This window comes from Glycomyces luteolus (assembly GCF_027622875.1).
Taxonomy (GTDB): domain Bacteria; phylum Actinomycetota; class Actinomycetes; order Mycobacteriales; family Micromonosporaceae; genus Glycomyces; species Glycomyces luteolus.
Map to the genome: position 1 here is coordinate 54797 of NZ_JAPZVP010000016.1, position 26929 is coordinate 81725.

At 69.8% G+C, this 26929-nt stretch carries 31 protein-coding genes; 13 read left to right on the forward strand and 18 right to left on the reverse strand.

Going from position 1 to position 26929, the window contains the following annotated elements; translation table 11 throughout:
- Positions 1 to 49: 49 nt before the first annotated feature.
- From O1R50_RS19030 to O1R50_RS19040, 3 genes are all read right to left on the reverse strand, one after another.
- Complete coding sequence (locus O1R50_RS19030; RefSeq protein WP_270111757.1) at positions 50 to 1861, reverse strand: hypothetical protein; 1812 nt, start codon at positions 1859 to 1861, stop codon at positions 50 to 52.
- Positions 1862 to 1866: 5 nt separating this feature from the next.
- The gene (locus tag O1R50_RS19035) at positions 1867 to 2184 is read right to left on the reverse strand and encodes a hypothetical protein (RefSeq protein ID WP_270111758.1); all 318 of its coding nucleotides are present in this window, start codon (positions 2182 to 2184) and stop codon (positions 1867 to 1869) included.
- A 300-nt stretch (positions 2185 to 2484) separates the two neighbouring features.
- Positions 2485 to 3207 carry a winged helix-turn-helix transcriptional regulator gene (locus O1R50_RS19040; protein WP_270111759.1) on the reverse strand — a complete coding sequence of 241 codons (723 nt, stop codon included), beginning with the start codon at positions 3205 to 3207 and terminating at the stop codon, positions 2485 to 2487.
- 458 nt (positions 3208 to 3665) lie between these two features.
- Between O1R50_RS19040 and O1R50_RS19045 the strand changes: the two genes are divergently transcribed.
- The 4 genes from O1R50_RS19045 to O1R50_RS19060 all read left to right on the forward strand — a co-directional run bounded on the left by O1R50_RS19045 (position 3666) and on the right by O1R50_RS19060 (position 7237).
- Positions 3666 to 4742: a hypothetical protein gene (locus O1R50_RS19045; RefSeq protein ID WP_270111761.1), complete on the forward strand. Its 1077-nt coding sequence runs from the start codon at positions 3666 to 3668 to the stop codon at positions 4740 to 4742.
- Between the two features lie 63 nt (positions 4743 to 4805).
- Positions 4806 to 5528, forward strand: coding sequence for an LmeA family phospholipid-binding protein (locus O1R50_RS19050; protein ID WP_270111762.1), 723 nt, complete (start codon positions 4806 to 4808; stop codon positions 5526 to 5528).
- A 514-nt stretch (positions 5529 to 6042) separates the two neighbouring features.
- Positions 6043 to 6894, forward strand: a complete 852-nt coding sequence (locus tag O1R50_RS19055; protein ID WP_270111764.1) for a sulfurtransferase — start codon at positions 6043 to 6045, stop codon at positions 6892 to 6894.
- Positions 6895 to 6925: 31 nt separating this feature from the next.
- Positions 6926 to 7237, forward strand: coding sequence for a DUF1416 domain-containing protein (locus O1R50_RS19060; protein ID WP_205326659.1), 312 nt, complete (start codon positions 6926 to 6928; stop codon positions 7235 to 7237).
- A gap of 4 nt (positions 7238 to 7241) precedes the next feature.
- On the opposite strand, the gene O1R50_RS19065 is transcribed toward O1R50_RS19060, so the two are convergent.
- The gene (locus O1R50_RS19065) at positions 7242 to 7919 is read right to left on the reverse strand and encodes a hypothetical protein (RefSeq protein ID WP_270111766.1); all 678 of its coding nucleotides are present in this window, start codon (positions 7917 to 7919) and stop codon (positions 7242 to 7244) included.
- Between the two features lie 106 nt (positions 7920 to 8025).
- Positions 8026 to 8562: a hypothetical protein gene (locus O1R50_RS19070; RefSeq protein WP_270111767.1), complete on the reverse strand. Its 537-nt coding sequence runs from the start codon at positions 8560 to 8562 to the stop codon at positions 8026 to 8028.
- Positions 8563 to 8687: 125 nt separating this feature from the next.
- On the opposite strand from O1R50_RS19070, the gene O1R50_RS19075 reads away from it, so the two are divergent.
- The gene (locus O1R50_RS19075; RefSeq protein ID WP_270111768.1) at positions 8688 to 9437 is read left to right on the forward strand and encodes an AfsR/SARP family transcriptional regulator; all 750 of its coding nucleotides are present in this window, start codon (positions 8688 to 8690) and stop codon (positions 9435 to 9437) included.
- A 372-nt stretch (positions 9438 to 9809) separates the two neighbouring features.
- On the opposite strand, the gene O1R50_RS19080 is transcribed toward O1R50_RS19075, so the two are convergent.
- Together O1R50_RS19080 and sigJ are read right to left on the reverse strand one after the other, a co-directional pair.
- Complete coding sequence (locus tag O1R50_RS19080; protein ID WP_408612750.1) at positions 9810 to 10250, reverse strand: carboxymuconolactone decarboxylase family protein; 441 nt, start codon at positions 10248 to 10250, stop codon at positions 9810 to 9812.
- A 69-nt stretch (positions 10251 to 10319) separates the two neighbouring features.
- A complete protein-coding gene (sigJ, locus tag O1R50_RS19085) occupies positions 10320 to 11276 on the reverse strand; it encodes an RNA polymerase sigma factor SigJ (RefSeq protein ID WP_270111771.1) in 957 nt (318 codons plus the stop codon).
- A 90-nt stretch (positions 11277 to 11366) separates the two neighbouring features.
- On the opposite strand from sigJ, the gene O1R50_RS19090 reads away from it, so the two are divergent.
- The 3 genes from O1R50_RS19090 to O1R50_RS19100 all read left to right on the forward strand — a co-directional run bounded on the left by O1R50_RS19090 (position 11367) and on the right by O1R50_RS19100 (position 13764).
- The gene (locus O1R50_RS19090; protein ID WP_270111772.1) at positions 11367 to 12014 is read left to right on the forward strand and encodes a hypothetical protein; all 648 of its coding nucleotides are present in this window, start codon (positions 11367 to 11369) and stop codon (positions 12012 to 12014) included.
- 43 nt (positions 12015 to 12057) lie between these two features.
- Entirely contained in the window at positions 12058 to 13392 is a 1335-nt protein-coding gene (locus tag O1R50_RS19095; RefSeq protein ID WP_270111773.1) for a toll/interleukin-1 receptor domain-containing protein, read from the forward strand.
- A 69-nt stretch (positions 13393 to 13461) separates the two neighbouring features.
- Positions 13462 to 13764 carry a hypothetical protein gene (locus O1R50_RS19100; RefSeq protein ID WP_270111774.1) on the forward strand — a complete coding sequence of 101 codons (303 nt, stop codon included), beginning with the start codon at positions 13462 to 13464 and terminating at the stop codon, positions 13762 to 13764.
- Between the two features lie 7 nt (positions 13765 to 13771).
- Here the strand turns inward: O1R50_RS19100 and O1R50_RS19105 are convergent, their stop codons facing one another.
- The gene (locus tag O1R50_RS19105; protein ID WP_408612751.1) at positions 13772 to 14857 is read right to left on the reverse strand and encodes an NADH-quinone oxidoreductase subunit D; all 1086 of its coding nucleotides are present in this window, start codon (positions 14855 to 14857) and stop codon (positions 13772 to 13774) included.
- 184 nt (positions 14858 to 15041) lie between these two features.
- Here O1R50_RS19105 and O1R50_RS19110 point away from each other — a divergent pair, with 184 nt between their 5' ends.
- Positions 15042 to 15485: a DUF1707 SHOCT-like domain-containing protein gene (locus O1R50_RS19110; RefSeq protein ID WP_270111776.1), complete on the forward strand. Its 444-nt coding sequence runs from the start codon at positions 15042 to 15044 to the stop codon at positions 15483 to 15485.
- Positions 15486 to 15515: 30 nt separating this feature from the next.
- Complete coding sequence (locus O1R50_RS19115) at positions 15516 to 16052, forward strand: SUKH-4 family immunity protein (protein WP_270111777.1); 537 nt, start codon at positions 15516 to 15518, stop codon at positions 16050 to 16052.
- Positions 16053 to 16084: 32 nt separating this feature from the next.
- Here the strand turns inward: O1R50_RS19115 and O1R50_RS19120 are convergent, their stop codons facing one another.
- The 8 genes from O1R50_RS19120 to O1R50_RS19155 form a co-directional block, all read right to left on the reverse strand.
- Complete coding sequence (locus tag O1R50_RS19120) at positions 16085 to 16447, reverse strand: hypothetical protein (protein ID WP_270111778.1); 363 nt, start codon at positions 16445 to 16447, stop codon at positions 16085 to 16087.
- Positions 16448 to 16593: 146 nt separating this feature from the next.
- Positions 16594 to 17115, reverse strand: a complete 522-nt coding sequence (locus tag O1R50_RS19125; protein ID WP_270111779.1) for an SUKH-4 family immunity protein — start codon at positions 17113 to 17115, stop codon at positions 16594 to 16596.
- 45 nt (positions 17116 to 17160) lie between these two features.
- Positions 17161 to 17688 (reverse strand): hypothetical protein, encoded by a 528-nt coding sequence (locus O1R50_RS19130; protein ID WP_270111780.1) that lies wholly within the window; start codon positions 17686 to 17688, stop codon positions 17161 to 17163.
- Between the two features lie 14 nt (positions 17689 to 17702).
- Entirely contained in the window at positions 17703 to 18245 is a 543-nt protein-coding gene (locus O1R50_RS19135; protein WP_270111781.1) for a hypothetical protein, read from the reverse strand.
- Positions 18238 to 18732: a WXG100-like domain-containing protein gene (locus O1R50_RS19140; protein ID WP_408612748.1), complete on the reverse strand. Its 495-nt coding sequence runs from the start codon at positions 18730 to 18732 to the stop codon at positions 18238 to 18240. The genes O1R50_RS19135 and O1R50_RS19140 overlap by 8 nt, the downstream gene beginning before the upstream one ends.
- Positions 18733 to 18813: 81 nt before the next feature.
- On the reverse strand, positions 18814 to 19137 hold the full coding sequence (locus O1R50_RS19145; protein ID WP_270111783.1) for a WXG100 family type VII secretion target: 324 nt from the start codon (positions 19135 to 19137) through the stop codon (positions 18814 to 18816).
- A 1-nt stretch (position 19138) separates the two neighbouring features.
- Positions 19139 to 19543: a YbaB/EbfC family nucleoid-associated protein gene (locus O1R50_RS19150; RefSeq protein WP_270111784.1), complete on the reverse strand. Its 405-nt coding sequence runs from the start codon at positions 19541 to 19543 to the stop codon at positions 19139 to 19141.
- Positions 19544 to 19813: 270 nt separating this feature from the next.
- Complete coding sequence (locus O1R50_RS19155) at positions 19814 to 20788, reverse strand: family 43 glycosylhydrolase (RefSeq protein ID WP_270111785.1); 975 nt, start codon at positions 20786 to 20788, stop codon at positions 19814 to 19816.
- Between the two features lie 355 nt (positions 20789 to 21143).
- On the opposite strand from O1R50_RS19155, the gene O1R50_RS19160 reads away from it, so the two are divergent.
- Genes O1R50_RS19160 through O1R50_RS19170 form a run of 3 tightly spaced genes read left to right on the forward strand, consistent with a single transcriptional unit; the run spans position 21144 to position 23415 of the window.
- On the forward strand, positions 21144 to 21887 hold the full coding sequence (locus O1R50_RS19160; RefSeq protein WP_270111786.1) for a LamB/YcsF family protein: 744 nt from the start codon (positions 21144 to 21146) through the stop codon (positions 21885 to 21887).
- Positions 21884 to 22531, forward strand: a complete 648-nt coding sequence (gene pxpB, locus O1R50_RS19165; RefSeq protein ID WP_270111787.1) for a 5-oxoprolinase subunit PxpB — start codon at positions 21884 to 21886, stop codon at positions 22529 to 22531. Before O1R50_RS19160 ends, pxpB begins: the two co-directional genes overlap by 4 nt.
- Complete coding sequence (locus O1R50_RS19170) at positions 22528 to 23415, forward strand: 5-oxoprolinase subunit C family protein (protein WP_270111788.1); 888 nt, start codon at positions 22528 to 22530, stop codon at positions 23413 to 23415. Before pxpB ends, O1R50_RS19170 begins: the two co-directional genes overlap by 4 nt.
- Before the next feature lie 204 nt (positions 23416 to 23619).
- On the opposite strand, the gene O1R50_RS19175 is transcribed toward O1R50_RS19170, so the two are convergent.
- Entirely contained in the window at positions 23620 to 24768 is a 1149-nt protein-coding gene (locus O1R50_RS19175) for a trans-sulfuration enzyme family protein (protein ID WP_270111789.1), read from the reverse strand.
- Positions 24769 to 24846: 78 nt separating this feature from the next.
- A complete protein-coding gene (locus tag O1R50_RS19180) occupies positions 24847 to 26901 on the reverse strand; it encodes a cytochrome c oxidase assembly protein (RefSeq protein ID WP_270111790.1) in 2055 nt (684 codons plus the stop codon).
- Positions 26902 to 26929: the final 28 nt, after the last annotated feature.

Consider the following 26929-nt stretch of genomic DNA (forward strand, 5'->3'; position numbering starts at 1 on the left):
AAGCGGGGCCGCGATCGAATGGATCGCGGCCCCGCTTTTCGCTTGCCGCCTATGCGTAAGGGTCGTCGTCGATGGCGCGGATGCCCCAGATCTCCTCGTCCTCTTCCAGCCAGTCGCGGTGCTCGCCCTCGGCCTGCTGGTCGCCGCCCATGCCGCGACCACCGCCGCCACCGCCCATGCCGCCCATCATCCCGCCCATGCCGCGGCCTCCGCCCGTGCCGGCGCCCGAACCACCGCCGCCCTCCATCGTGGAGGACGCCGGGCCGACCGGGAACGAGCCGCCGCTGCCGAGTGTCGCGCCGCCGCTGGCGAGACCACCGCTCACGCCGCCGGGCGGCACCAGACCGCCACCGCCGCCACCGCCGCCGCCTTCCGGCGAAGGCGGCTCGCTGCCCGGCTGGAACCCGCCCGAGCCCGCGTCAAGACCCCCGTACGAGTCCCCGAGCATGTCGGAGGCCTCCCGGAAGTTCGACGTGTTCGACGGCTTCGCCTCCGGTGTGAACGTCCCCGCCGACTCCTCGGCGTTCTCCCACCGGTTGACGACGTCCTCGTTCGCGATCCGCGACCGCGACTCGTAGTCATCCATGCCGTCGACCATGTCGTCGCTGATCGCGTTGTTCGCGTCGGCCTGCGCCCACGTCCGCGCCTGGTCCTCGGTGACCGGCGGCTTCTCGTTCTTGAATTTGTTCATGTAGTACTCGGTCTGCGCCTCGACGTAGTTCCGGGTTTCGCGGAGGTAGTCGCTGTCGAAACCGCCGAGTTCCAGCAGTGATCCGAGGAGCCCGCCGGAGTGCCCGCAGCCGTCCGTGACATCGCACGACCCGTTGCGGAACGGCGGCCGCACATGCACGAACGGGTCGGTGAACATCCTCTCCATGTCCGAGATCCAGTACAGCGGCGCGGGATACGGCAGCTCCCCGGAGGAGCCGCCCTGAAGCCCGTAGAACTCGTCGGCCTTCTGCTCGAGCAGGCCCACCGCGCCTGAGGAGAGGTCGCCGATGTCGTCACAGATCGACGCGCAGTTGCCCATCACGACCTCGACCTGCTCGGCGAAAGCGTCGAAGTCGTCGCCCTGCCAGTGCTCGGAGAGCGTCCGCAGGCCCGCCTTGAGGATCGGGGCGATCCCTGTGGTCGGGTCGGTGTCGAAGCCGTCCTTGAACGTCTGCCAGTGCGAACTGATCGCCCTGAGCGCGTAGTTGTCCGGGTTGTCGGGGCGCACTTGGGACACCAGCGACTGGATGGCGTCCTGACTGGGCGCGGCCGTGCCGGTGGTGACGACGGTGAGGTTGTTGACCTGCCCTACCTCGGGAATCGCGGAGACCAGTTTGATCCAGGCGGTCTCGGCGGGGTTCTCGGTGTTCTGGCAGGTCGCGTGCGGGCAGGGGGCGCCGGAGAGGAACAGGGCTTCGGCGTCCATGCGCTGGTACTCGAAGTCGGCGGAGTTGTCGGGCGCTGCGCCGTCCCACTCCTCGCGCTCGTAGTGCGGCTTGCCCGACTTGTCGTCCTCCTCCTCTTCCTCCTCCTGGTCGTCGTCCTCTTCCTCTTCCTCTGATGTTTCGTCGTCTTCGTCGTCGTCCTCATCGGAGTCGTCGGAGTCGTCCTCGCCCTCCTCGGAGTCGTCCTCGTCCTGGTCCTCGTCGTCTTCTGGCTGTGTTTCTTCGTCCGCGTCGGGGTCCTGCTCGTCGTCGGACTCGTCGGGATCGACCGGGGCGTCGTCGGGTTCGTCCGGTGCCTCGGCCGAGCCCTCGTCCGGGTCGGTCTGCAGGGCGCGATCGGGGTCGAGTTCGTCGTCGTAGTTGGGTTCCTCGCCGAGGTCGGGGTCCTGCGGCTGGTTCTGTTGCTGCTGCTGGGTGTCGGACATGTCGGTCAGCTCCCGCCGCGGGAGAGGTGGACGGCGGAGGTCTCGTCGTCCTCGACCGCGCGTTCGGCGACGCCGTCGAGAGTGGCGATGATGCCGTTCAAGTCGGCCCGCAGGTCCTGGAGGTTCGTCCAGGTCTGGCGGTGGAACTCGCGATAGGCCTCGCGCGCGGTCAGCGCGCTGTCGAGGAGCCCGAACCCGGGTTCGACGCCGAGGTCGTTCCCGTTGCGCAGCTGATCGATGAGGGTTTCCAGGTAGTCCAAGCGGCCCTGCGCGATCTCGCGGAACACCGCGAGGGCTTCGGGGTCGACGGAGCGATCGGACACGGGGTCACACTCCAAGAGGGAAGGTTAGGTCCAAAGCGAACTCAATTCTAACCACCGTGAGCAATACCATGGGTACTCAGAGTTGCGGCTTTTGTCCCGATAGGACCTTTCTCGGACCCCATTAGGAATGGTAAGTTTTCCTTATTCGATCGTATTTTTTTATCGAATTCTCGGGACTGCAATTCACTGGTGCACCAGTTGGCGCATGAGCAACTCTGTCAACTTCGGACACAACGAAATGAGCGGGTCCGCATCGCGGACCCGCTCAGGACTTCACTCGCAAAGTGGGAAGAACCCGTATCAGGCGTCGACCCGTGCGGGGGTCGGCTCCGACTCGCGCAGGTTCTCCGGCGGCGGGGCCACGAACTTGTAGCCGACCTGCCGCACCGTGCCGATCATCGACTCGTACTCGCTGCCGAGCTTGGCGCGCAGGCGCCGCACGTGGACGTCGACCGTGCGGGTGCCGCCGAAGTAGTCGTAGCCCCACACCTCCCGCAGCAGCTGCTCGCGGGTGAAGACGCGGCCCGGGTGCTGGGCGAGGAAGCGCAGCAGCTCGAACTCCTTGTACGTGAGGTCGAGCGGCGTGCCCTTGAGCTTGGCGGCATACGTGTCGGGGTCGACCGTGAGGTCCCCGGCGCGGATCACGGCCGGGCCCGCGGCAGTCGCCGCGTTCGGCTTGCCCGTGGCCAGGCGCAGCCGCGCCTCGACCTCGGCCGGGCCGGAGGAGGCGAGCAGGAAGTCGTCGACACCCCAGTCGGCCTGGAGCGCGGCGAGGCCCGCCTCGGTGACGATGGCGTACAGCGGCACGGTCAGGCCGGTGGCCTGGAGGACGCGGCAGGTGGCTCGGGCGTCAGCAAGATCCGACCTGGCATCGACCATCACCGCATCGGGGCTCGGGCCGCTCAGCAGCGCCCGGACGTCCCGGCCGGCGTAGCGCGCGCGGTGGGGCAGGAGTTCCAGCGAGGGCAGGATCGACTCGGGGGACTCCGGAACAGGGTTGGAAGTGAGGATAAGGATTTCCACAGCAGTCCTCCGCTGGTTGATGAGCACACGCGACTATCGCTCTTCCCGGCGTCGGCGGCGGGCGGGCTTACATGCGGTAGGTGGAGTCCTGGACAAGTGTAAACGGTCACCAGTGAAAAGACCAGCGTCACCGCCGTGAAACCTCACCATGCGGGATGCGCCGGCGGTAGGTCGCCGACAAGTCGCGTTCACCGCGCCGACACGAAGCGGTCACGGCCCCGCCCTACAGTGTTGGCCCGCAGCCGGATCCCGACGGCCACCCGAACGGGCCGCCCGGCGCGGCCGACGACAGCCGCGCCCGGAGTCCACATGTCGGGACGACGCGCCGGGTGCGACGATCCGGCACCGCCCCCGGCCCACCGGACCGGGCGTCACCCGACGTACCGCACGACCGTCCGCAAGGGTGACTCATGGCGAAGGTCGCGAGCCCTGATTTCCTGCTGCCGTAGGCTGTGGACGTGTCGTACAGCCGACCCGACGAGACCTGGGGCCACGAGCCACCCGAGGCGCCCGGCAACACCGAGGGCGCCGCCTGGGGCGACGCCTACGCGGGCGCCGCCGACGCCAGCGCCGCCAGCGAACACGGCCCCGGACCGGACGCCCCGTCCGGCGGCACCGAGCGCCGCCGCGCCGCCGCCCGCTCCGGCGAGACCGGCGCGGGGAACACCGGCGCCTACCGGACCACCGGCGCCGACGGCAAAGAGGACCACACCCTCCCTCCGCCCAGCCCCACCCTCCTGCACCGCCTCCCCGCCATCGCGGTCACCATCGTCATCAGCGCCGGACTCGTCCTCGGCGCCCAGATGGAACGCCCCGTCTACGCCGCCGGGATCGCCGTCCTCCAGCTCGCCACCGTGGGCCTCGTGACCTGGGTGCGCAAGATCGACGGCGCCTGGGTCCCCCTCGCCATCGCCTCGGCCCTGGCCGTCGCCGCCGACGCGGCCGCCGTCGCATGGTCGCCCGTGTCGCTCGTGCCGATCACCGTGCTCCTCGCGCTCGCGTTCGGCGCGGCCGTCGCCGCCCAGCTCGTGCGCCGCACCCACACCGGCGTCACCGAGAACCTCGGATTCACGATGATGCTGGGCGTCGCCGTAAGCGGCTATGCCTGCTACATCGCGCTCTCGCGGCTCGGCTCCGCCCCGCCCGCGATGTACTCGGCCGTGGTCGCCGCCGGGACCGCGATCCTCGCCGCTCGGGCCGTCGACCTCGTCATGCCCGACCCGCGCATCAACCGGCAGGTGACGCGCGGCGCGTTCGGGATCGTCATCGGCACCATGTGCGGCACCGCCTCCGCCGCGTACGCCGGGCTCGTCATCGAAGGGCCCGAGCCCTCCCACGCCGCGGTCGGGGGGCTCCTCATCGCGCTCACCGCCGTCCTCGCGGACCTCGCGTGCGGGTACATGTCCGCCTCGCGGCGCATCGACGGATCGGGCACGGCCCCGAACCCGGTGGTCAGCGCCGCCGGGCCGCTCCTCGCGTTCGCCATCACCGGCCCCGTCGTGTACTTGTTGTCCGCCTATTACATGATCGACTGACACGTACAGTCGACCATCCTCGGCGAACCGCGCCGTCCCCAAAGCAGCACAGGAGCCACCCTGGTGAAGATCCTCCGCCGCCTCCTCATCATCCTCGTCATCCTCGTCGCGGTCGTCGCCCTCGGCGACCGGGTCGCGAACGCGCTGGTCGAACGCCGCATCGCGGACGAGGTGGCGACCACCGCCGCCGACCACGGCGCCTACTCCGACCAGGAGCCCGACGTGAAGGTCCACGGCTGGCCGTTCCTCACCCAGGCCTGGACCGGCGACTTCGAGCAGATCGACATCACGCTCAGGGACGTCGGCTCGAACGGGCTCATCTTCCCGACGCTGGAGCTCGTGGCGCACGACGTCGACGCCGACTGGCGCGAGCTCACGAACGGCGGCGACGCCGTCGCGAGCACCCTCGACGTGAGCGGCTCGGTCTCCGTGGACTCGATCGAGGCGATCATGGCCGAGCAGACCGGATACGACCTGCAGATCAACGAGGACGGCACGGCCTCGCTGATCGGTTCCCAGGAGCTCATGGGCGTCGAAGTCGAGATCGAGGCCACCGGCCAGTTCGAGTTCGGCGAGAACGCGCTCACGTTCAGGCCCGACGCGGTCGAATCCCTCACCGAGGGCCTGCCGCCACAGGTGCAGCCGATGGTCGACCAGGCCGCCTCCGAGTTCGAGACCACGGTGGGGCTGCCCGAACTGCCATATGGGATCCAGCTGACCGAAGTCGCGTTCGACGGGGACCTCGTCACGGTCTCAGGCACCGCCCAGGACGTCGTCCTCACCTGATCCACCTGCGTTTTCGGTGCCCGTCCGCTCACCTTGCGGGCGGGCACCCGGCGCCACCGCCAAGTAGCTCTGGGTCTTCGTCACAGTCCGCATCGCGAGAACGGGTATGGATTCGGCCCGGGAAGTCTGCTAGCGTTCCAGCCATGCGCAAGCCGATGCTCACCAAGCGGCGCGCGATCGACTACTGCATGATCGCGACCACGCTCTGTCGAATGCCCTAGGCGACTCGCCCGGCCCGGAGAGGCCCGACGGCGGTCGCCGCATTGCGGCCCAGCGTGCGCGAACTTCAGAGCAAGGCTTGCGACTCACTCAAACCCAACTCCCGCTTGCGAAAAGCGGACCTCCTCGGGTGTGACGTCACATCGGCTTGAATCCAGGACCATCTGTCCAGGACGAACCCTGCTCAGCTGCGAATCGCAGCGTTCCGCCCCCGCTTCGCGACACGGTCTGGGCACGCTCTCGAACTCGGAAACTCGAAACTCAAGTCTCATTTACGTTCAGGAGAGAACAAGCCATGGCTCGTGAAGACGTGCTGGTCACCGCCGATTGGGCGGAAGAGAACCTCGACACCCCCGGAGTCGTGTTCGTCGAGGTCGACGAAGACGCCTCCGCCTACGACTACGGCCACATCAAGGGCGCGGTGAAGATCGACTGGAAGGACGACCTCCAGGACCCGATCCGCCGCGACTTCGTCAACCAGGAGCAGTTCTCGCAGCTCCTGTCCGAGCGCGGGATCTCGAACGACGACACCGTCGTCCTCTACGGCGGCAACAACAACTGGTTCGCCGCCTACGCGTACTGGTACTTCAAGCTGTACGGCCACGAGGACGTCAAGCTCCTCGACGGCGGCCGCAAGAAGTGGGAGCTCGACGCCCGCGACGTGACCGCCGAGATCGTCAAGCGCGAAGCCACCAACTACGTCGCCAAGCCCCTCAACTGGGACCTGCGCGCCAAGCGCGACGAGGTCGAGGCCGCCATCGGCGTCAAGAACCTCATCGACGTGCGCTCCCCCGACGAGTACGCCGGCCGCCTCCTGGCCCCGGCCCACCTCCCGCAGGAGCAGTCGCAGCGCGCCGGCCACATCCCGACCGCGCTCAGCGTGCCGTGGAGCAAGGCCGCCAACGAGGACGGGACCTTCAAGTCCGAGGCCGAACTGCGCGAGCTCTACGTCGGCGAGGCCGGCTTGGACGAAGGCAAGTCGACGATCGCGTACTGCCGCATCGGCGAGCGCTCCAGCCACACCTGGTTCGCGCTCCGCGAGCTCCTCGGCTACGAGGACGTGAAGAACTACGACGGCTCCTGGACCGAGTACGGCTCGCTGGTCGGCGTGCCGATCGCCCTCGGCGACGAGCCCGGCACCAAGTAACCCACCGGCGACGGTACTGAAAGGAACAACCATGTCTGACAGCTGCGCTGCACCCGACCAGGACGCGGCCCTGCCGGCGTCGGTCGACATCGAGAAGGAGACCGTGCTCACGGGCACCGTCGTGAACGACGAGGGCGAACTCGTGCAGGGCGCGTACGTGCGCCTGCTCGACGGCTCCGGCGAGTTCACGGCCGAGGTCGTGACCGGTGAGGGCGGGCAGTTCCGCTTCTTCGCCGCCCCCGGCAAGTGGACGCTCCGCGCGCTCTCGCGCTACGGCGACGCCACCGGCGAGGTCGAGGCCGACCGCGGTCTCAACGAGACCAAGCTCGCCGTGAGCCGCTAGTCGATCACGAACACCGAGACCGACCGGGGCGATTCAGCTCGTAACCCAGTCTGAAGGGCGGGGCCGCTTTCGCGGCCCCGCCTTTTGCCTTGCCGCCGAACGGCAACGGGCCCGGCCGCCCAGGGGGCCGGGGCCGGGGGGGGGGCGGGGGGGGGGAGCGGACCTGGTAGGAGCTGGCCCGGTTGGCCCAGCCGCCGGCGGCGGTGTTGAGGTTGGCGAGGTTGTCGATCCAGGTGGAGGACGTCCCGGTGGCGTCGGCGCTGTCGAAGAGCTTGACGTCGCACGAGCGATAGGTGTGCGCGGAGCTGGCCTTGTTGACGAAGCTCCCCATTCTGGTGATGGTGAACTCGACCGGTGAGTATCCGGCCGAGCAGGTGTAGGAGCCCGGCGCGGTCAGTGTGTGGGTGCCGTTGGCGGTCCCGTAGTTGGTGTCGTTGTACAGCCGCACCAGGACGCTGTCAGCCTGGAGGCCGTCCGAGTTCGCGGCGAGGGCCGCCTCCGGGGAGTCGGCGCAGGTGAGCTCCTCGCTGACGATGTCGTAGGCGCAGTGGTCGCCGGTGGTATCGGCCTGCGCGGTCGAGGGGGCGAGCGCCAGCGAGCCCGCCGCGAACGCCACCGAGAGTGCCACGGCGGCCTTCACGCGCCTGCCGAGCGGGGTGTCTTGCCATGTGCGATCAGCCATGCCCGGAACCGTAGGCGCCGAAGCGGATACAAGAGCCGGTTCAGGTCGCATACGCGGCGTACACGCGGGTCCGGCCGCGAGCGCGGCCGGACCCTGTCGGAATCGGTCAGCTGACTTGGAAGGAGCCGGCTCGGTTGGCCCAGCCGCCGGCGGCGGTGTTGAGGTTGGCGAGGTTGTCGATCCAGGTGGAGGACGTCCCGGTGGCGTCGGAGTTGTCGAAGAGCTTGACGTCGCACGAGTGGTAGGTGTGCGCGGAGCTGGCGCGGTTGCTCCAGCCGGCGGATCCGAGGTTGACGACGGTGAACTCGATCGGCGAGTACGCGGCCGAGCAGGTGTAGGAGCCGTCGACGGTCAGTGTGAAGGTGCCGTTGGAGGTGCCGTAGTTGGCGTCGTCGTAGAGGCGCACCAGGGTGGTGGTCGCCTGGATGCCGGCGTCGGCCGCGAGGGCCGCTTCCTGGGTGTCGGAGCAGGAGAGTTCGTCGCGGGTGAGGTTGTAGACGCAGTGGTCGCCGGTGGTCTCGGCCTGCGCGGTCGCGGGGGCGAGGAGCAGTGTGCCGGCGGCGGCCGCGAAGGAGAGCGCCACGGCGGCCATGGCGCGCTTGCGGTCAGTGTTGGCGAGGTGTTTCATGTTGCGTTTGGCCATATCCGAACCGTATGTGACACAGTGGATATGAAAGCAACTTCAGATCGCATACGCGGCGTATAGGAGGAAGCGACGCCTCGTCGCAAGCGCTTGCGGGCGTATGCCGCCGGTCGAAGGAGTCCCACATGGAGTTCCGGATGCTCGGACCACTCGAGGTGCTGGTCGAAGGGGTTCCCGTCCATCTGGGCGGCAGCCGCCAGCAGACAGTGCTCGGGGTGCTGCTCGCGAACGCGGGCCGTCCGCTGCCGCGGCAGCGGCTGGGCAGTCTGGTGTGGAACGATCCTCCGCCCTCAGCGGGGCCGAATCTGCGTACGTATCTGCGGCGCTTGCGTTCGGCGTTGACCGATCCGTTGTCACTCGAGTCGCGGGTGGAGGTGGACCGGCGGCAGGTGACGTTGCGGACTGAGCCGGGGGAGCTCGATCTGGAGGTCTTCGACGGCTGGTGCCGCACGGCGGACCGGGCGAGGGAGGCGGGCGATGCGGCGAGGGCGGTCGACCTGTACGAGCGGGCGTTGCGGCTGTGGCGCGGGAGTCCGCTGGAGGGCATCGACGTCGACAACCCGCTGTACGCCACCGCCGTCGAGCTCACGGAGCGGCGCTATGCGGTGGAGTCGCGGCGGTGGGAGCTGCTGGTGGAGTCCGGTGATTTCGCGGCGGCGATCGGCGAGTTGCGCGCGGCGGTGGTCGCGAATCCGTTCCGCGAGCGCCTCGCGGAACTGCTGATGCTCGCGCTGTGCAAGGACCACCGTCGGTGGGAGGCGTTGCAGGTCTTCGCGGAGACGCGTGATCGCATGATCGACTCCCTCGGCTTGGAGCCGGGGCCGGAGCTCCAGCGGGCCCACCGGCGCATCTTGGAGGACGACCTGGCGCCGTAGTTTCAGGAGCTTCGGGACTGGTTCCTGCGCCTGTTGCGCTGTTCGGGAAGGCCTTCGGGGGGCTCCCCCTCCCCCACCCACCCCGCCCCCTTCTGTGTGCCTCGGCTCGGCGCGGCCGCGCTCGCCTCGCGGTTCTGGCCTCGCGGCCGCGTTGCAGCGCAGTCAAGTTGTGCCCCAGCCTGGCCATCGCGCACCTCGGCTCGGCACGACCGCGCTCGCCTCGCGGTTCTGGCCTCGCGGCCGCGTTGCATCGCAATCGAGTCGTGCTGCGGCTTGACCATCCCGCGCCGCGGCTCAGTGCGGCCTTGCTCGCCTTGCGGACCGGTTGTTAGTGGCGGACCCGCCGCCGGCTGGGCGGGCCCGCTGTTGCAGCTATTGCTCCAGGTTCTTGTGTCGGGCGGTCTTGGTGACCGGGTCGTAGAAGCCCGCCGGGGAGCGGAGGATGACGTTGATGCGGTTCCAGGCGTTGATCTGGGCGCACATTGCCACCAGGGCCGCGATCTGCTCGTCGTCGTAGTGCTTGCGCACCAGGCTCCAGGTCTCGTCGCTCACCCCGTGCGGGTTGTCCGCGATGCGGGCCGACTCCTCGGCGAGCGCGAGTGCGGCGCGTTCGGGCTCGGTGAAGGCCGGGGCCTCGCGCCAGACGGTGACCAGGTTGAGGCGCTCGGGGTCCTCGCCGGCGTGCACGGCGTCTTTGTAGTGCATGTCGACGCAGTAGCCGCAGCCGTTGATCTGGCTGACGCGCAGTTTGAGCAGTTCCATGGTGGCGTGCGGGACCGGGCCGGTGTGGAAGAGCTTCTCGTTGGCGAGCATGTTCTTGTAGTAGTGCTTGGCGAACTCGGTTTCGGTGAAGGCGAGTCGGGGTTCCATGATGGTTCCTTCCTACTGTTCGGCCTGTGTGATGCGCAGGCCAGCGAACTTCTGCGGATTGCGGAGGTAGTCGACGGTGGTGATGCGGCCGTCTTCGATGCCGAGGGCGATGACGCCGTCGACGATGCCGCCGCCCACGGTGACGAGGGCGGGGCTGCCGTTGATGACGATGGGGCGGTGCGCGCGGTCCTCGTACTTGTGGGAGACGCCGACCAGGAAGCGGGCGACCTTGTCGGCGCCGCGGATCGGGTTGCGGGCGGCCCGGACGAGGCCGCCGCCGTCGGAGGTGAGGACTGCTTCGGGGTGGAGGAGTTCGAGCAGGCCGTCGAGGTCGCCTGAGCGGGTGGCCCGCGAGAAGGCCTCGACGACGGCGCGGTGCGCTTGCGGGTCGACGTCGAAGCGGGGCTTGCGTTCCTCGACGTGTTCGCGGGCGCGGCTGGCGAGTTTGCGGCAGGCGGCGGGGCTGCGGCCGAGGGCGGAGCCGACTTCGTCGAAGGTCAGGCCGAAGACGTCATGGAGGACGAATGCGGCGCGTTCGGCGGGGCTGAGGGTCTCCAGGACCACGAGCATCGCCCAGGACATGGAGTCGGCGAGGCTCACGGAGTCGGCCGGGTCCGGGGCGGTCTCGACCGGTTCGGGGAGCCAGGGTCCGACGTAGGCCTCGCGGCGGGTGCGGGCGGCGCGGAGGACGTCGAGGGCGAGGCGGGAGGTGGTGGTGATGAGCCAGCCGGTGAGGTCCTCGATCGGCTCGGTGTCGGCGCCGTCTTGCTGCTGCTCGGGGGGCGAGAGTTTGCGCTGCAGGCGGATCCACGCGTCTTGGAGGACGTCTTCGGCTTCGGCGACCGAGCCGAGGAGTCCGTAGGCGACGCCGAAGAGGCGCGGGCGGAGTTCCTCGAAGTGCGCGAGCGCGCGGCTCGCGGGAGGCGCCTCGGCGGGTGCCTCGGTGGGGTGCGCTTCCTGTCGGTTCATGCGAGGAGGACGGGACATGGTTCAGAAGTGTGACATCAGCGCGCAGATTGTGACCGTCATCTCGCGGAAGGCGTAGGGCAGACTTGGGTCGTGTTCTCGAACGTCTCGGCGCGGTGGCGCCGTCGCCTGCGTGTCGCCGTCGTCGTGTGGGCGGTGCTGCTGGTCGCGGTCGCTTTCGCCGCGTCGCGCGCGACGGTGCGCGAGCAGGTGGACGCGGCCGGCGCCCGGGAGCTGCTGGACGCGGCGATCGGCGAGGCGGCGGGAGTGTTCACGGGCGCGGCGGTGCTCGCGGTGGGGCCGCTGAGCTGGGAGGCGTGCGACGTGACGCCGGTGCGGGCGGGCCTGTCGCTCGAACGGACGCTCCAGGTCTCGGGTGCGACCGTGGCGAACGTCGAGGCGCTGGCAGAGCGGTTCGCGCTGCGGGTCTTGACGAACGAGCCGGACGGGGCCTCGTGGTCGGGGACGACCGGGGATTTCATCGGCGTGCGGGTCACCGCCCCGGTCGGCGAGCCGCCGGGCGGGCGCTGGTCGGAGCCGGTCGAGGTGCAGGCGGTCAGCGGCTGCAGGCCGTTGGAAGGGCCGATCGGGTCGTTCACGCCCGACCCTCCGGCCGGGGCCACGGCCGACTGGGCGTACGGCTCGGTCGACTGCCCGGGCGGCGAGACCCTGTCGAGCTGGACCGAACCGGTCGAAGCCCAGCCGCTGCGCGTCCACGAGACCACAGGCGGCTGCGCCTGAACACCGTTCCCTCACTGCCGGTAGGGCACGCGATACTGGGACCGTGAACCACCCCCATCGATACGACTTCGCCATCACCTATGCGGACGAAGACCGCGATTTCGCCAAACCCCTGTACGACCGCCTCGATGCCGAGGGCCTCAAGGGCTTCATCGACGTCGACGCCGAGGCGGACCTCCTCGGCAAGCACCGGCCGACCCATCTCGCCGAGTTGTTCGCGAACGACACCGAGTACGTCGTGCTCGCGCTCTCCGGGGCGTACTTCGATCAGGTCTGGCAGCAGGTCGAGCTGCGCGGGGCGATCGCGACCGCGATCAGGACCAAGCGCGACTACATCCTGCCGGTGCGCCTGGACGACGCCGAATGGCCGGTCCTGCTGCAGGACATCGGGTTCGTGGACGCGCGCGAGCGGAGCCCCGAAGCTGTCGCCCGCGTCATCGGCGCGAAGCTCCGCGGCGGCGCCGAGCCCCCGGTGCCGCTCACCGAGGCGCCGCTCGACCCGCCCGTCCTCGGGCTCCACCGCTTCCCGCGCCATGCCAAGCCCGAGTTCGAGGCCGCGGTCGTTCCGTTCAAAGTGGACGAGTCGCTGGTCGACGACCGCTTCCGCGAATGGGCGCGGGGCCGGTGGCGGGCCCGTGAGGACTTCCGCAGACTGGTGAGCGCGGGCGCCCGCCGGGCCGTGTTCGTGCCGTACTGGGTCGGCGAGGCCGACCTGTACGTCGAGTACAAGGGCTCGACGCAGATCCAGCCCTCGGCGGCGGGCACAAGCGCGGTGCAGACCCAGCCGCCCGAACGCGTCTCGGTCAACCGCGAGTTCCTGCACCGGCGCTATCAGTTCGCGCGGCCGGCGTTCATTCCGGACGTCGAGTTCGGTCAGGGCTTCGCGAAGCACCTGGCGGCCGTCCGGCCCGGATGGAGCCTCGACGAGCGGATCGCGGCCACGCCCGAGCGGCTCAGCGGCTTCGATCTGATCGGCAGGTCCGTGTCGGCGCAGGAGGCGGCGAACGACTGGCATCCGTTCTCGGACGACCAGCTCGCGGCCGCGATCAGGGCGGACCTCGGCGGTGCGTATCAGACGATCGGCACGCCCCGCACGCGCGCCGGAGGCGTCGAGGCCGAGATCCGGTTCCTGCCGGTGTGGGTCGTGGACTGGGAGTTCGAGGGCGAGCGCGGCCGGGTCCTGATCAACGGCCAGACCGGTGTCGCGGCGGGCAGCGAGTACCGCAGCGCCTGGAAGACGCTGATGATCGCCGCGGGCTGCGTCGCGGCGGTGATGCTGCTGTTCGCCCTGTTGAACGCCGGGGTCGACGACGCCCAGAGCCCCGGTGAGGGCGCCGGGTCGACCGGAGACGTCACCGAGACCACCCAGGCGGACTGAGACGGCCCGCGGCGGCGCCGCGATACAGTGAGCGGGCCTTCACACCCTCCCTCGAAGGAGCCCTCCCCCATGACGTACCAACCGCCGCAATGGCAACCCGGTCAGCAGCAGTACCAGCAGCAGCCCCCGTACCCGCATCAGCCGCCGCCTCCCTATGCGCCGCAGGCGTACCAGCAGGCCCCGCAGCCTCCGGCCGCGCCGTACGGGCAGCACCCGCACCAGCCGCAGGTCTACACCGGACCGCTGCCCGGCGGCGACCCGAAGGCGCAGGCGTGGAAGAACTACGGCATGCAGTGGCTGCTGGGCCTGGGCTTCCTCGCGGTCATCGGCATCTTCGCGGTGATCTACAACCTCGCCACCGGCGAATGGTGACCCGCGCTCACTTGTCGATGTCGCCGACCACGAAGAACATCGAGCCGAGGATCGCGATCATGTCCGGGATGAGGCAACCGGTCATGAGCGTCGCCAGCGCCTGCACGTTCGCGTAGGACGCGGTGCGCAGCTTCAGCCGCCACGGCGTCTTCTCGCCCCTGCTCACCAGGTAGTAGCCGTTGGCGCCCAGCGGGTTCTCGGTCCACACGTACGTCTCGCCCACGGGCGGTTTGAAGATCTTCGGCTGCTTGACGTTCACCGGCCCGCCGATGAGCGACGCCTGCTCCAGGCACTGCCGTGCGAGGTCGATCGATACCTGCACCTGGTCGAGCAGGCAGATGAATCGCGCGTAGCAGTCGCCTTCGGTGCGCAGCACCACCGGCACGTCCAGCTGGTCGTAGGCGAGGTAGGGCTCGTCGCGGCGCAGGTCGAAGTCGAGGCCGCTGGCGCGGGCGACCGGGCCGGTCACGCCGTACGCGGCGGCCGTCGCGGCGTCGAGCACGCCGACGCCCTTGGTGCGGGCCGCGAAGATCTCGTTGTGCCGCAGGAGCTTGTCGAGGCGGGCCATGCCGTGCTCGACCTCGTCGAGGGCCCGGTGCGAGCGCCCCTCCCAGCCGGAGGGGACGTCCGCTTTGAGGCCGCCGACGCAGTTGTACATGTAGTGGATGCGTCCGCCGCTGGCCTCCTCCATGACCTGCTGCAGCCGTTCGCGTTCGGTGAAGGCGTAGAACATCGGGGTGATCGCCCCGATCTCCAGCGGGTACGAGCCGAGGAACATGAGGTGGTTGAGGACCCGGTTCATCTCGGCGAGCGCCATGCGCAGCCAGACCGCCCGCTCGGGCACCTCGACTCCGGCGAGGCGCTCGGCGGCGAGGGCGACGCCGAGTTCTGAGGAGAACGCGGAGAGCCAGTCGTGCCGGTTGGCGAGGAGCATGATCTGGCGGAAGTCGCGCACCTCGTAGAGCTTTTCGGCGCCGCGGTGCATGTAGCCGATGATCGGCTCGCATTCGGTGACGCGCTCGCCGTCGACGCGCAGCCGCAGGCGCAGCACCCCGTGCGTGGACGGGTGCTGCGGCCCGATGTTGAGCACCATGTCGGTGGCCTCGGTGCCGGCTCCGACGCCGACGATCACTTGCTCCCGCTCGCTCACGGTCCCATCGTCGCAGCTTCGCGGCGTTCGGGGAAGGGTCCGCGGCTCGCGGCCCGCAGGTTTCTCTGGCGTCTGTTGCGGCGTGCTGGCATCCTTGAGGAGCATCCGACTATGGAGGTGTCTCGGAATGGACCGCGATCAGATGCGTGCGTCGGAGTCCGACCGGCAGGTGGTGATGGAGCGGCTGCGGCAGGCGGTCGAGGAGGGCCGCCTCGACGTGCCCGAGTACCAGGATCGGATCGATGCCGCCATGCAGGCGAAGGTCTACTCCGAGCTCGACATCCTGCTGGCGGACCTGCAGCAGCTGCCGCCTCCGGGGTTCACCGAGGCCGGGTTGGAGCCGACTGCGGCCATGCCCGCGACGCCCCTGTCGAAGGTGAATCAGCAGTTGCGCGAGAGTGCGGACGAGGGTTCGCGGAAGTGGAAGATCGCCGGTGTCGCAGTCGCGATCGCGGCGGTGCTGGCGCTGATCCTCTTCGCGATCTCGCCGCAGGTGTTCCTGTACTTCGCGATCGCGGTGCTCGTGATCCTGGTCCTGTTCGTGGTCGCGGCCGTCGCCGGACTCTTCTAGATCCCCCCACTCCCCTGGTAAGGAAGCACTGTGACCGACAGCGACGCGTATCTGAAGGCCTGGGAGCCCGACAACGTCATCCCGTTCCCGCGGGAGGCGTGGATCGGCGAGTTCAAGGCGCCCAAGGCGACCTATCCCGTGGTCGATTTCCTGCCGATCGACATGTCCGTGGTGTACACCGCGTATCTCGAGGACGCGAGGTTCGACCTGTACAGCCGGATCAACCTCGACATGGGGCGGGACGGGACGCTTGAGCTGGCGGTGGTCGGCGCGGTCCCGGACGACAAGGACGACATGCTGTTCTGCCTCGACACCGGCAGCGGCCAGGTCCTGCTCCTGGGCGTGAGCGACGGGACGATGGAGCTGGTGAACTCGACGTTCAAGGCGCTCACCGAGTTCCTGTACCACTTCGCGCTGTTCATCGACGCCGACACGGGCGGCGCGGGCCGCGCCCGGCGGGCCAAGGTCTTGCGCGGCACGTTGAACGGGATCGACCCGCAGGCCCTCGCCGACCGGGAGTCGTGGTGGTCGATCGCCCTCATGCAGCTGGAGGGCGCGAAGGCCTGACCGGCTGGGCTTCCAGGGCCCGTGAACGCGGCCTAGGAAGGCGCCGCTTGCGCGAGGAAGCCGGCGAAGATGTACGAGACCTGGTCCACGAACTCGATCCCGGTCGGCGTGTAGGTGTCGGCGACTTCATCGCCGCAGGCCGCCGCCATGCCGTTCGCGGAACCCGGGAGCTCGGTGGTGGAGATGTTGAGTGCCACCAGGCCGAATACCGCGCAGATCAGTCCGATGCGGGCCCACAGGGGCAGCCGGTGCCGCTTGACCGGCAGCGCCAGGATGAAGGCCGTGGCGGTCAGCAGCGTTCCCGATTGCACTTTGCCGCCGCCGAGCAGTACGACGCCGCACAGTCCGGTGATGACGATGCCCGTCCACATTGCCGTCTTCTTGAAGGTGTCCATCGGGGTGCCGTCCTTTCGCCGCGGCCCGGGGATTCGGCCGTCATGGCCATTCCACTGCACGGCGTGTTGCGCGGGCGTCACCTAGGCGGCAGCGCCGCGGCGGCATCGGCGCGCGGCGCCGATCCCGGCCGGCGGACGGTCCCGGGCTACGCCCCGAGCTGGTCGAAGACCAGGGGCCACCAGGCTCCCGCCGCGAAGGCGTTGGGGTCCAAGCGGATCAGGATCTCGCGGAGGGAGGCGGCGCGCTCGGCGCGGCCCGGTTTGCCGTCGTCGGCGTTGACGAACTGCGCGAAGTGGTACAGGAACTCGATGAAGCAGCGGTAGTTGGAGTTGACGGCCTGGACGTCGCGCGGGTTGGCCTGGTCGAGCTGGAGGATGTCGCCGCTGGCGGGGTCGAGCACGTACAGGAGGTTCTTGTCGTCCTCGACCGCGCCGACCACGATGAGGCGCAGGTCGACCTTGCCGTCCTCGGTGCCGAGGCTGATGGTGTCGTAGAGGCCGGGGCTGCCGGGGAGGTAGGCGGTGTAGACGACCTCGACGTCGAGGGGCACTTCGTCGCCTTCGGGGAGGGCCGCGGCCGGGAAGCCGTCCGCGAGCCAATCCTCGCGCGGGTAGGGGATCAGTTCGTCTTCAGTCCACAGTGCTTGGTACTTCGCTGCCGCGGGCATGCGGGCCTCCTCAGGTCAGGGATGCTTTCGGGTTGCGGGAAGGGGTCAGGCGAAGCCGAGTTCCTCGATGAGGAGGCGCCATTCGTCCTCCTCCTCGTCCTCGGGCGTCGGGTAGCCGCCGACGAGCTCGATGAGCTCCCGGTAGCGCGGGCCGAAGAGGAACGCGTCGGCGAAGGCGACCGGGCTGGGCGCGAGCAGGTTCGTCTCCAGCGATTCGCCCATTTTGACGGCGTCGATGTACAAGTCGCCGTTGAACAGGTGCACCGCCCCCGAGTCGAGGTCGGTGCACAGCGCGTCGCTGTAGCCGATCGTGCCGAACTGCAGCAGGTTCGGGACGGGGTCGTGCAGGTCCCCCGCCCCCTTCTTGGCGAGTTCGGCAAGGGCGCCTTCGGCGTCGAGGAGGTCGATGAACCCCATGCGGGTGCTCAGGCCGTCGAAGATCCGGTAGAGCTCCGCGAGCGCGGGCGGCAGGCCCGCGGGCTCGGCCGGTTCGCCGAGCTCGTAGTCCCATCCGTATCGATCGAGCTCTCCCATGCGGGGTCGGACGAGCGCCACTTTCGCCGCGAGTTCCATCCTGGACGGTCCTTTCAGTATCCGAGGACTCTGATGATGACGGGTGTGCCGTCGGGCACGCCTCTGAGCTGCCCGGCGATCTGGGAGCCGATGGTGCGGTTCGTGTAGGCGTCCATCCAGCGGAGGTTATCAGCGTGGTCGCGCCCGCCGAGCTGCAATTCGTGCACGTGGTCGGGGTCGAGCCCGTCCCCGGCCCGGTTCGCGGACGTGCGGCCGCTGAACTTCTGCGCGATGCGCCGCTGCTCGGCCCGGTTGCCGCGGTGGCGTCCGGCGAGTTTGCGGATGGTCGCGCCGCGGTAGTTGCGGGTGATCTGCGGGTCGCGCTTGACGGGCGTCTTGCGGAGCTTGCCCTCGCGGCTGAGGCGCAGGAGCGAGTCGGCCTTCGTCCGGAAGTCCTTCTTGCTCATCTTGGAGTCGAACCTGATGGTGACGACCTTGGGTTTGACGCCGCGGCCCTTGCCCGCCCGGAAGAAGCGCGGGTTGTCGATGATCGCCGAGATGATCTTGGCGCCCTTGGAGACGGTCGATCGCGCGGCCCGCGTGCGTGCCCTAGCCATTGAGCACCGCCTCGATCGCCATGTTGAGGAGCTGCTCGATGAGCATCGAGGTGATCATCTTGAAGATGGGGATCTCCAGGAGCGAGGCGCCGAAGGTGGCGACGGCGGTGGCGATGGCCTGCGCGATCTGGATGGCGAGCGTGACGAGCTGGACGATCATCTGCAGTTTCAGGGCGAGCACGACGCCCGCGGCGATCATGAGGCCGATGCTGATGATGTTCGAGGGCTCGCCGATGTCGGCGATGTTCCGCACCGCGGACTCGCCGTCCTCCCATTCGGAGCGGAAGGCGTCGATGTCCTTGCTGATGTTGCCGTCGATGACGCCGCGGGCGGCGTCCTCGAGCTGGTCGATCGCTCCGGTGAGCTGATCGGAGAGCTTCGTCCAGTTGTCGCCGAGGTCGAAGAGCTTCGTCTCGTCCGATTCGGGCCAGTCGTAGCCGAGCATGGAGAGCAGGCTCGTGAGTTCTGAGGGCAGTTGCATACCCACTGGGGTCTCCTTCGTAAGGGGAGGAACGCAAAGGGTGATGAAGGAAGGCGCGGTGGCCGGTGCCGGCGGCCGGGGCGGGGTCTACAGGCCGAGTTCGGCGAGGAGCTCGCGGAAGATGCGGGCGGCCTCGCTGTCGGCCGATTCGTGGTTGTCGGCCATCTCGCGGAGGTTGACCGCGTAGTCGAGGAGGTCTTCGACGTTCGACTCGATGCACTCCATGAGGGCCTCCATGCACACCTGGTGCGCGAGGTCGAGGAGCGAGCCGATCATGTCGCCGCCGAAGGAGTCGGCGAGTCCCTCCACGGCGGATTTGAACTCTTCGAACAGGCCTTGGACCACCTCGGTCGCGGCGTCGAGCGCGTCGGCGCCCTCCCGGATCGAGTCGAGGTCGAGCTCCACCACCATGTCAGGACCCTCCCTGGAGTTTCTTCATGACCGCGCTGATCTGGGTGCTCATGGCGCGCATCTGGGCGAGGCCCTGGTCCTGGAGCTTGGCGACGGCCTCGCCGATGGCCTCCAGGTCGGGTGCGGCCGTGTCGGCCGAGAGGGACTCGGCGCGGGCGTCGAGGGCCGCGTTGACGAGGTTGCAGAGCTCCTCCTCGAGGTATTCGGTGCCCTCCTTGAGCACTCGCACCTCCGTGAACTCGAAGCGCTCGACGCGGCCGTTCGCGCCGAGGGTGATCTTGATGCGCCCGTCGGCCGCCTCGGCGGTGACGGGAGGGACCTGGTGGTTCTGCTGGGTTTGCCTGACGACATCCAGTTGCGAGCGGGCTTCCGCCAGTTGCTGGGCGATGGCGTCCTCACCGAACATGCCGCCTCCGGGGGCTCAATGGACTCAATGTGAGTCTCAGCATAGACCGGGAACGCAAATTTCGGGTCCCCCGAAAATGCTTGTCTACCAGGGGTTTTGGCAACCAAGTTTACAGAGTGTCATCATGTCGACTCTGTCCATATTGGTAATGATTCGAGCATGCACTCCGGCCCCACTGAAGCACTCCAGACACAGGGCGGCCGCCCCCGGAAGGTTCGGAGGCGGCCGGTTCGGTCGCGGCGGGGCCTCAGGCGCCGCCGCGGCCGCGGTTCAGGCGCCGCCGCCGCGGAGGGCCGGCGCCTTGGCGGGATCGGGGCGGTAGTCGAACGGCTCGTCGCGCTCGCAGCGCAGCCAGCCGTCGCGCACGTGGAGGCGCGCGACCTGGACGGTCGAGCGGCGCCCGCCGCCAGGATGGGTGAAGTAGTAGAGGAAGCCCTCGTCAGGGCCCTGCGTGAGGGCCATGGCGTGGTGGCCGAGGGCCTCGTCGAAGGCGCGCCTGCCGGGCCCGGCGAGGAGCGGCACGGGCTGGCGGTGCCAGTGCTCGAGGTCGGTCGAGCGGTGCACGAGGAGGCCGGACCAGCCGTCGGTGACCATCCAGTAGACGCCGCCGAGCGGGAAGACGGTGGGGCCCTCCTGGGCCTGGCCGGTGACGGCGGGACCAGTCGGCGTCCAACTGAACAGGTCCGGGGAGTCCGCGGTGTGGATGCGGCTCTCGCGGGACTCGTCCTTGAACCACATGCGCCACTTGCCGTTCGGCAGCTCGTGGACGGTGGCGTCGATGGCGCGCGCCGAGTCGAGGTCGAGCGTGGACCGGAAGATCCAGTCCTCGAGGTCCGCGGAGGTGTAGTGGCGGATCTCGGCGGGGCCGGTCCAGTCCTCCCGCACGCCTTCGAGATAGGTGACGTACATGTGCCACTGGCCGTCGTGGCGCACGAGCTCGGGGGCCCACCAGGTGTCGCCGGGGGCGGTGCCGGGAAGGGAGACGGTGCCCCGATAGGTCCATTCACGACCGTCGGGGCTCGTGGCGCGGCCGATCTCGGTGCCGTGCACCCAGGCGACGCCCGCGTCGGCGGTGTTGGCGCGGCGCTGGGTGTAGAAGAGGTGCCAGAGGGCGCTCTCGGGATCGAAGACGACGGTGGGGTCGGTGGGGCCGTCGAAGACCGGGTCGGCGAACAGCGGGGCGGGGGCGCGGTGGTCCTCGGCGGCGGCGGCCTGCGGGGTCGGTGAAGTCGGACCTGTCGTCATGGATCCTCCAAGAAGTCGGCGGCCGGGAGGCGGCACCGGTGGGGTGCTTGAAACTTAGCGAAAGAAAACGCTTGCCGCAAGTCGCGGGTCCGGTGTCGTGAGCGGATCGTCCGCCGCCGGTTCGCGATTCGCAGACCGCCGACCCGCCATCCACAAGCCCCCACCCGCCACGAGAGGGGAAGATACTGCCCAGCGTCGCGCGGGGGTCCGACAAGAACCGGGCCCGGCGGCGACCGTGTCACCCGAACGTGTCCGGAAGTGGCCGCTGCCTCACCCGAACGGGTGGATCGGGGGTGGGGTTTCTCCCCCCGTTCCCGAAGCGCCCGAATCCCTCGCGCTCCGGTACCGTTTAAGCATGGACCTCAACGCGGACCTGGGGGAGGGTTTCGGTCGCTGGGTGCTCACCGATGATGACGCGCTGCTGCGCATCGTCACGAGCGCGAATGTCGCGTGCGGCTTCCACGCCGGAGACCCGGCCACGCTGCAGCGCGTCACCGCCCTCGCCGCCTCCCGCGGCGTGCGCATCGGCGCCCAGGTCTCCTACCGGGACCTCGCCGGGTTCGGCCGGCGCGAGATCGACGTTCCCCCAGACGAACTGGCCGCCGAAGTGGCGTACCAGATCGGCGCGCTCCGGGTCTTCGCCGAAGCAGTCGGCGCGACGGTCGCGTACGTGAAACCGCATGGGGCGCTTTACCATCGGGCCGGGCGAGACCCGGGGCAGGCGGCGGCCGTGGTCGAGGGCGCGAAGCTCGCGGGCGTTCCCGCGCTGCTCACACAGCGCGGGAACGCGCTCGACCTCGTTGCGGCCGAGGCCGGGCTCACCGTCGTGGGCGAGGCCTTCGCCGACCGCGGGTATCTGCCCGACGGGCGCCTCGTACCGCGGGGGCTGCCCGGCGCGCTGCTGACGCCCGCCGAGGCGGTCGCACAGGCCGTGTCACTCGCTGAGGAAGGGGTTGTTACCGCCATCGACGGCACTCGCACTCGCGTTGCGGCCGAAACGATCTGCGTACACGGCGATGGTCCTGACACAGTGGAGGTCGCCACCTCCATCAGAGCCGCATTGATACAGCGAGGCATCGACGTGGAGGCTTTCTCGTGAGCACCAGACCCACTACCCACCCTCTCAGGCCGCTCCCGGCCGGGCCGCGCGGCATCCTGATCGACTGCGGCACCACCGCGGTCGCGCGCGCCTGCTACCGATCGCTCCAGGCCCGGCGCATGTCCGGCCTCCTGGAGGCCGCCGACCTTGTCCCGGGTGCGACAACCGTGCTCGTCGACGGCATCGACGAGCCCGAACTGCTCGCCGCCGAACTCCCCGGCTGGCCGATCTCGGTCGAGCCGGAAGTGGCAGGCGAGACCGTCGAGATCCCCGTCTGCTACGACGGACCCGACCTCGAAACCGTCGCGAAGGCTTGGGGTGTGAGCGCCGAGGAAGTGGCCGACATCCACTCCAGTGTGGAGTACGAGGCGGCGTTCTGCGGGTTCTCGCCCGGGTTCGCCTACCTGGAAGGCCTGCCCGAGGAGTTCCACGTCCCGCGCCGCGACGAGCCGCGCACCTCGGTTCCGGCGGGTTCCGTGGCCATCGCCGGGCCCTACACCGGCGTCTATCCCCGCTCGAGCCCCGGAGGTTGGCAGCTCATCGCGACGATGACCAACCCGGGCCGACTGTGGAACGAGCACCGTGAACCCGCGGCGCTCCTCGTCCCCGGCACTAAGGTGCGGTTCGCGGCGGTGCGGGTATGAGCCACATCGAGATCCTGCGCGCGGGCGTCCTCACGACCTGCCAAGACGCCGGACGTCCCGGCTGGGGGCATCTCGCGGTGCCGCCCTCGGGGGCGGCCGACCAGCCGTCGTGGCGGCTCGCGAACCAGTTGGCGGGCAACCCGACCGGGGCATGCGCGCTCGAGACGACCCTGAACGGCTGCACCGTGAGGGCCCACCGGAACGTCACCGTGGTCGTGGGCGGCGCGCCGTGTCCGGTCACCGTGGACGGCCGCCCGGAGGCCTGGGGACAGCCGGTGAAACTCAAGGCCGGTTCGGTGCTCGACGCCGGACCCGCCGAGGTCGGGGTGCGCTCCTACCTCGCGTTCTCCGGTGGGCTGCACCCGAAGTCGAGCCTCGGATCGCACTCGACCTGTCTCCTCTCCGGCCTCGGCCCGGCGCCGCTGCAGGACGGCGATACCATCCCGCTCGGCCCCAGCCCCGCGCACCCGCCGCTGCCGACGCAGTGGCCCGCGCCGTGGGCCGGGATCAGCGAGGAGATCGTCATGAAACTCCACTTGGGACCGCGACTGGAGTGGTTCCGGCCTGAGGCAGTCGCCGAGCTCACGCGCGGCGTGTGGACGGTCTCGGAGCACTCCAACCGGATCGGGCTGCGCCTCGACGGACACATGCTGCGGCGCAGCGACACCGCGGAGCTGCCGAGCGAGGGTATCGTCGCGGGCGCGCTCCAGGTGCCGCCGAACGGGCAGCTGATCCTCTTCGGCGCCGACCACCCGACCACTGTCGGCTATCCCGTGGTCGGAGTCGTCGGAGCCGAAGCCCTGGCCGCCGCCGCCCAGGCGAGGCCCGGAACGAGGATCAGATTCGCACCGGTCCCCATGCCGCACTGGAGCAAACGCGCCTGACACGACGAGCGCCCGGTCCGTTCGTTCACCTGCATGCGGTCCGGGCGGCGGCGTTCTGCGGCGATGCCCGCCGGGCCCGCCGCCCGCGCCATCCACCGACGCGGTCGTCCGAAGCCCGGGCGAACGCCGCCATGGGGTCCTCGGCCCCTGGCGCACGGGCGGTGCGCCCGGCGGCCCCAGCGCACTCCATGCGTCTCGAATGTCTCAGTCGCCCAGCGCCCTCCCGAAGTCCGCGATGAGGTCCTCGGCCGCTTCGATGCCGGTCGAGAACCGGATGAGGTCGTCGCCGATGCCCGCGGCCGCCCGCTCCTCGGCGGTCAGCTTCGCGTGGCTGCTGATCGCCGGGCGCGTCACAAGCGACTCGACGCCGCCGAGACTCGCTGCCGAGTAAGGGATCTGCAGTGACTTCAGCAGCCGCTCGGCCGCCTCCAGCCCCCCGGCGGGACGGAACGCCAGCATCGAACCGAACCCGCCGAACAACTCCGCGGCGCGCGCGTGGTCGGGATGCGACTCCAGGCCCGGGTAGTGCACCTCGGCGATCGCCTCGTGCGCCTCCAGGAACCGCGCCAGCGCGAGCGCGTTCTCGCCCTGCGCCCGGACCCGGATCGCGAGGGTCTTGAGGCCCCTCGAGAGCAGGAACGCGGCGTGCGGGTCGAGGCTGCCGCCGTGCAGCATCAGGAAGTGGCGCACCCGCTCGATCCGTTCGGCCGAGCCGGTGACGACTCCCGCGACGAGGTCCGAATGCCCGTTGAGGCCCTTGGTGGCCGAGTGGCACACCAGGTCGTAGCCGAGGCGGTGCGGCCGGAACAGGACCGGGGTGGTGAAGGTGTTGTCGATGATCGAGGTCAGGCCGTGCTCGCGGCTGAAGCGTGCGAGTCCGGCGAGGTCGCCGACCCTGATGAGCGGGTTGGTGATCGACTCGACGTAGACCGCTCTGGTCGCAGGAGTGAGGGCGGCCGCCCAGGAGGCGGGGTCGTCGGCGTCCACGAAGTCGACGCCCCAGCCGATGCGGCGGGACTCCTCGGCGAGGAGGGCGTGGGTGCCGCCGTAGATGTTCCCGGCGACGATGATGCGGTCGCCAGCGGCGAGGACGCTGGCCAGCGCGGTGCTGATCGCGGCCATGCCGGAGGCGGTGGCGACGGCGGCCTCGGCCCCTTCGAGGGCGGCGAGCTTGTCCTGCAGGTAGGTCTGGGTGGGTGTGTTGGAGTAGCGCAGGTAGTCGACGCCGCCTCCGGGTTCGATCTCGTAGACCGTGCCCTGGTAGATGGGGAAGACGACCGAGCGGCCGTGTGCGGGTCGGGGTTCGGCGGCGTGGACGGCGAGTGTCTCGAATCGGACGTTGTCTGCGGTCATCGGCCAACCCTACGGTCGGGCCGGGTGCGCGTGCATCTGTCTAACGACCGGTTTGCACCGTGAAGAAAGTCAGGTCGTTCAGCGGCGTTCCTGGTCGAGGCTGGCGAGGTAGGCGTTGTAGACCTCGTGCGGGTCGTCTTCGGGGCGGCCTGAGGCGGCGGCGCGTTCGGCCATGCGGTCGAGGCGGCGGCCTTCGCGCTCTTCGGAGCGGGTCCACTGCGCGATGAGGACGACGATGATGATGAGGCTGGGGATCTCGCCGAACGCCCAGGCGATGCCGCCTCCGGCGCGCTGGTCGGCGAGGAGGTCGCCCGCCCACGGGAGGGCGATCTGGGTGTACCAGTCGGCGGCGATCAGGCTGGTGCCCATCATGAGTGTGAGTCCGAAGATCGCGTGGAAGACGATCGACACGAAGTACAGCAGGACCTTCGCCGGGTAGGAGAGCGGGCGCGGTTTCGGGTCGGGGCCGATGACGACCCAGAAGAAGAGGCTTCCGGCGGCGAGGAAGTGCGTCGTCATGAACAGGTGCCCGAAGTGCGAGCGCATCGCCCACTCGAACATGCCCGTGAAGTACATGAGGTAGAGGCTGGTCAGGTAGATGAGGAGGGCCACGAGCGGGCGCGAGACGAGGCGCGACCAGCGGCTGTGGATCGCGGCGAGCAGCCATTCTCGGGGGCCGCCGGCGCGGTCGGGTTTGAGGGCGCGCAGCGCGAGCGTGACCGGGGCGGCGAGCACGAGGAGGATCGGCGCGAGCATGTTCAATGCCATGTGCTGCACCATGTGCGCGCTGAACAGGACCATGCCGTACTTGCTGAGCCCGGAGGAGGTGGTGATGACGACGACGGCCCATCCGGCGATCCACAGGGCGGTGCGGTACCAGGGCCAGGCGTCGCCGCGGCGGCGCAGGCGGACCACGCCGGCGACGTACGCGCCCACGAGTGCCAGTGCGGCCGTGCAGAACAGCACGGACGGGTACCAGTCGAGCGCGATGGCGGAGGCGGAGAGCGGGCCGGGGGTGGGGAAGCCGAGGAGGGCGGTGTTCGGGTCGGGCAGCTCCTCTGACGGCGGCGGCGTCACCGACAGGGACGAGGCGAGGCCGAACGCGATCGCCATGAGCCCCAGTTCGACCGCGGCGAGCCGCGTGAAACCGCCGCGGTCTCCCGCGGCGACGCGCGGCAGTGTGCGGCGGCGGTGCGCCCAGCCGAAGACGCCGCCGGCGGCGAGGACCGCGAGTTTGGCGAGCGCGATGCGCCCGTAGTCCGATTCCCACAGGTCGGTGAGGTTCACGTTGGCGCAGAACACGATCAGGCCCGAGAAGCCGATCGCGGCGTACGCGAACACGGCCGCGCGGGAGTACCGGCGGGCGGCGACGGCGGGGTCGCGGCGGGCGATGAACAGCGCGAACAGGCCGCCCGCCCAGAACGCGGCGGCGGCGACGTGGATGAGGAGCCCGTCGACGGCGATCTGGTGGTTGCCGTTCGACGCCGAGTGCCCGGTGAAGACCGGCGGGACCGCTGCCGCGACCGCGAGCGCGGCCGCGCACACCGCGCCGGGGATCGTGAACGCCCGGGCCGCGACCACGGCCGCGGCGGTCGCGAGCAGTGCGGTCAGGGCGAGCGCCTGCCCCTGCTCGTACTGGCCCACGTACGACCAGAGGCCGAGGGCGGTGACCCCGCCGAGCGGCCGGGCGAAGGTGTTCGCGAAGTCGATCGGCAGGCTGACCAGTGCGACGGCCGCCCAGATGCCGGAGGCGGCGGCGCCGACGCGCAGCCACCGCCACGACTGGCCGGTGAGCCGGGCGCGGTCGCCCTGGCGCCCGGGCAGGAAGCACGCGGCCGCGATCATGCAGCCGACCGCGGCGAGCATCGCCAGGTCGTACCCGTATTTGAGGAGGCCCGCGGCCCATGTCACGGCGGGGTCGGCGGTCGACAGGCCCGGCAGCGCCGCCACGTCCACGGCCCCGCCGAGATCGAGCGCGATCACGGCGGCGGCGAGGCCCGCGAGCACGGCCGCGATGACGGCCGGTACGCGCATCCCGGGCCGCGGGGCCCGCTGCTGCCCGCCTCGGGACCGCGCGCCGCCGCCAGGTATGGTGGCGGCGGTGTTTTTGCTGGTCTCGGTCGATGCGGTCACGTAACCCAGCATGGCTGATTGTTCCAGC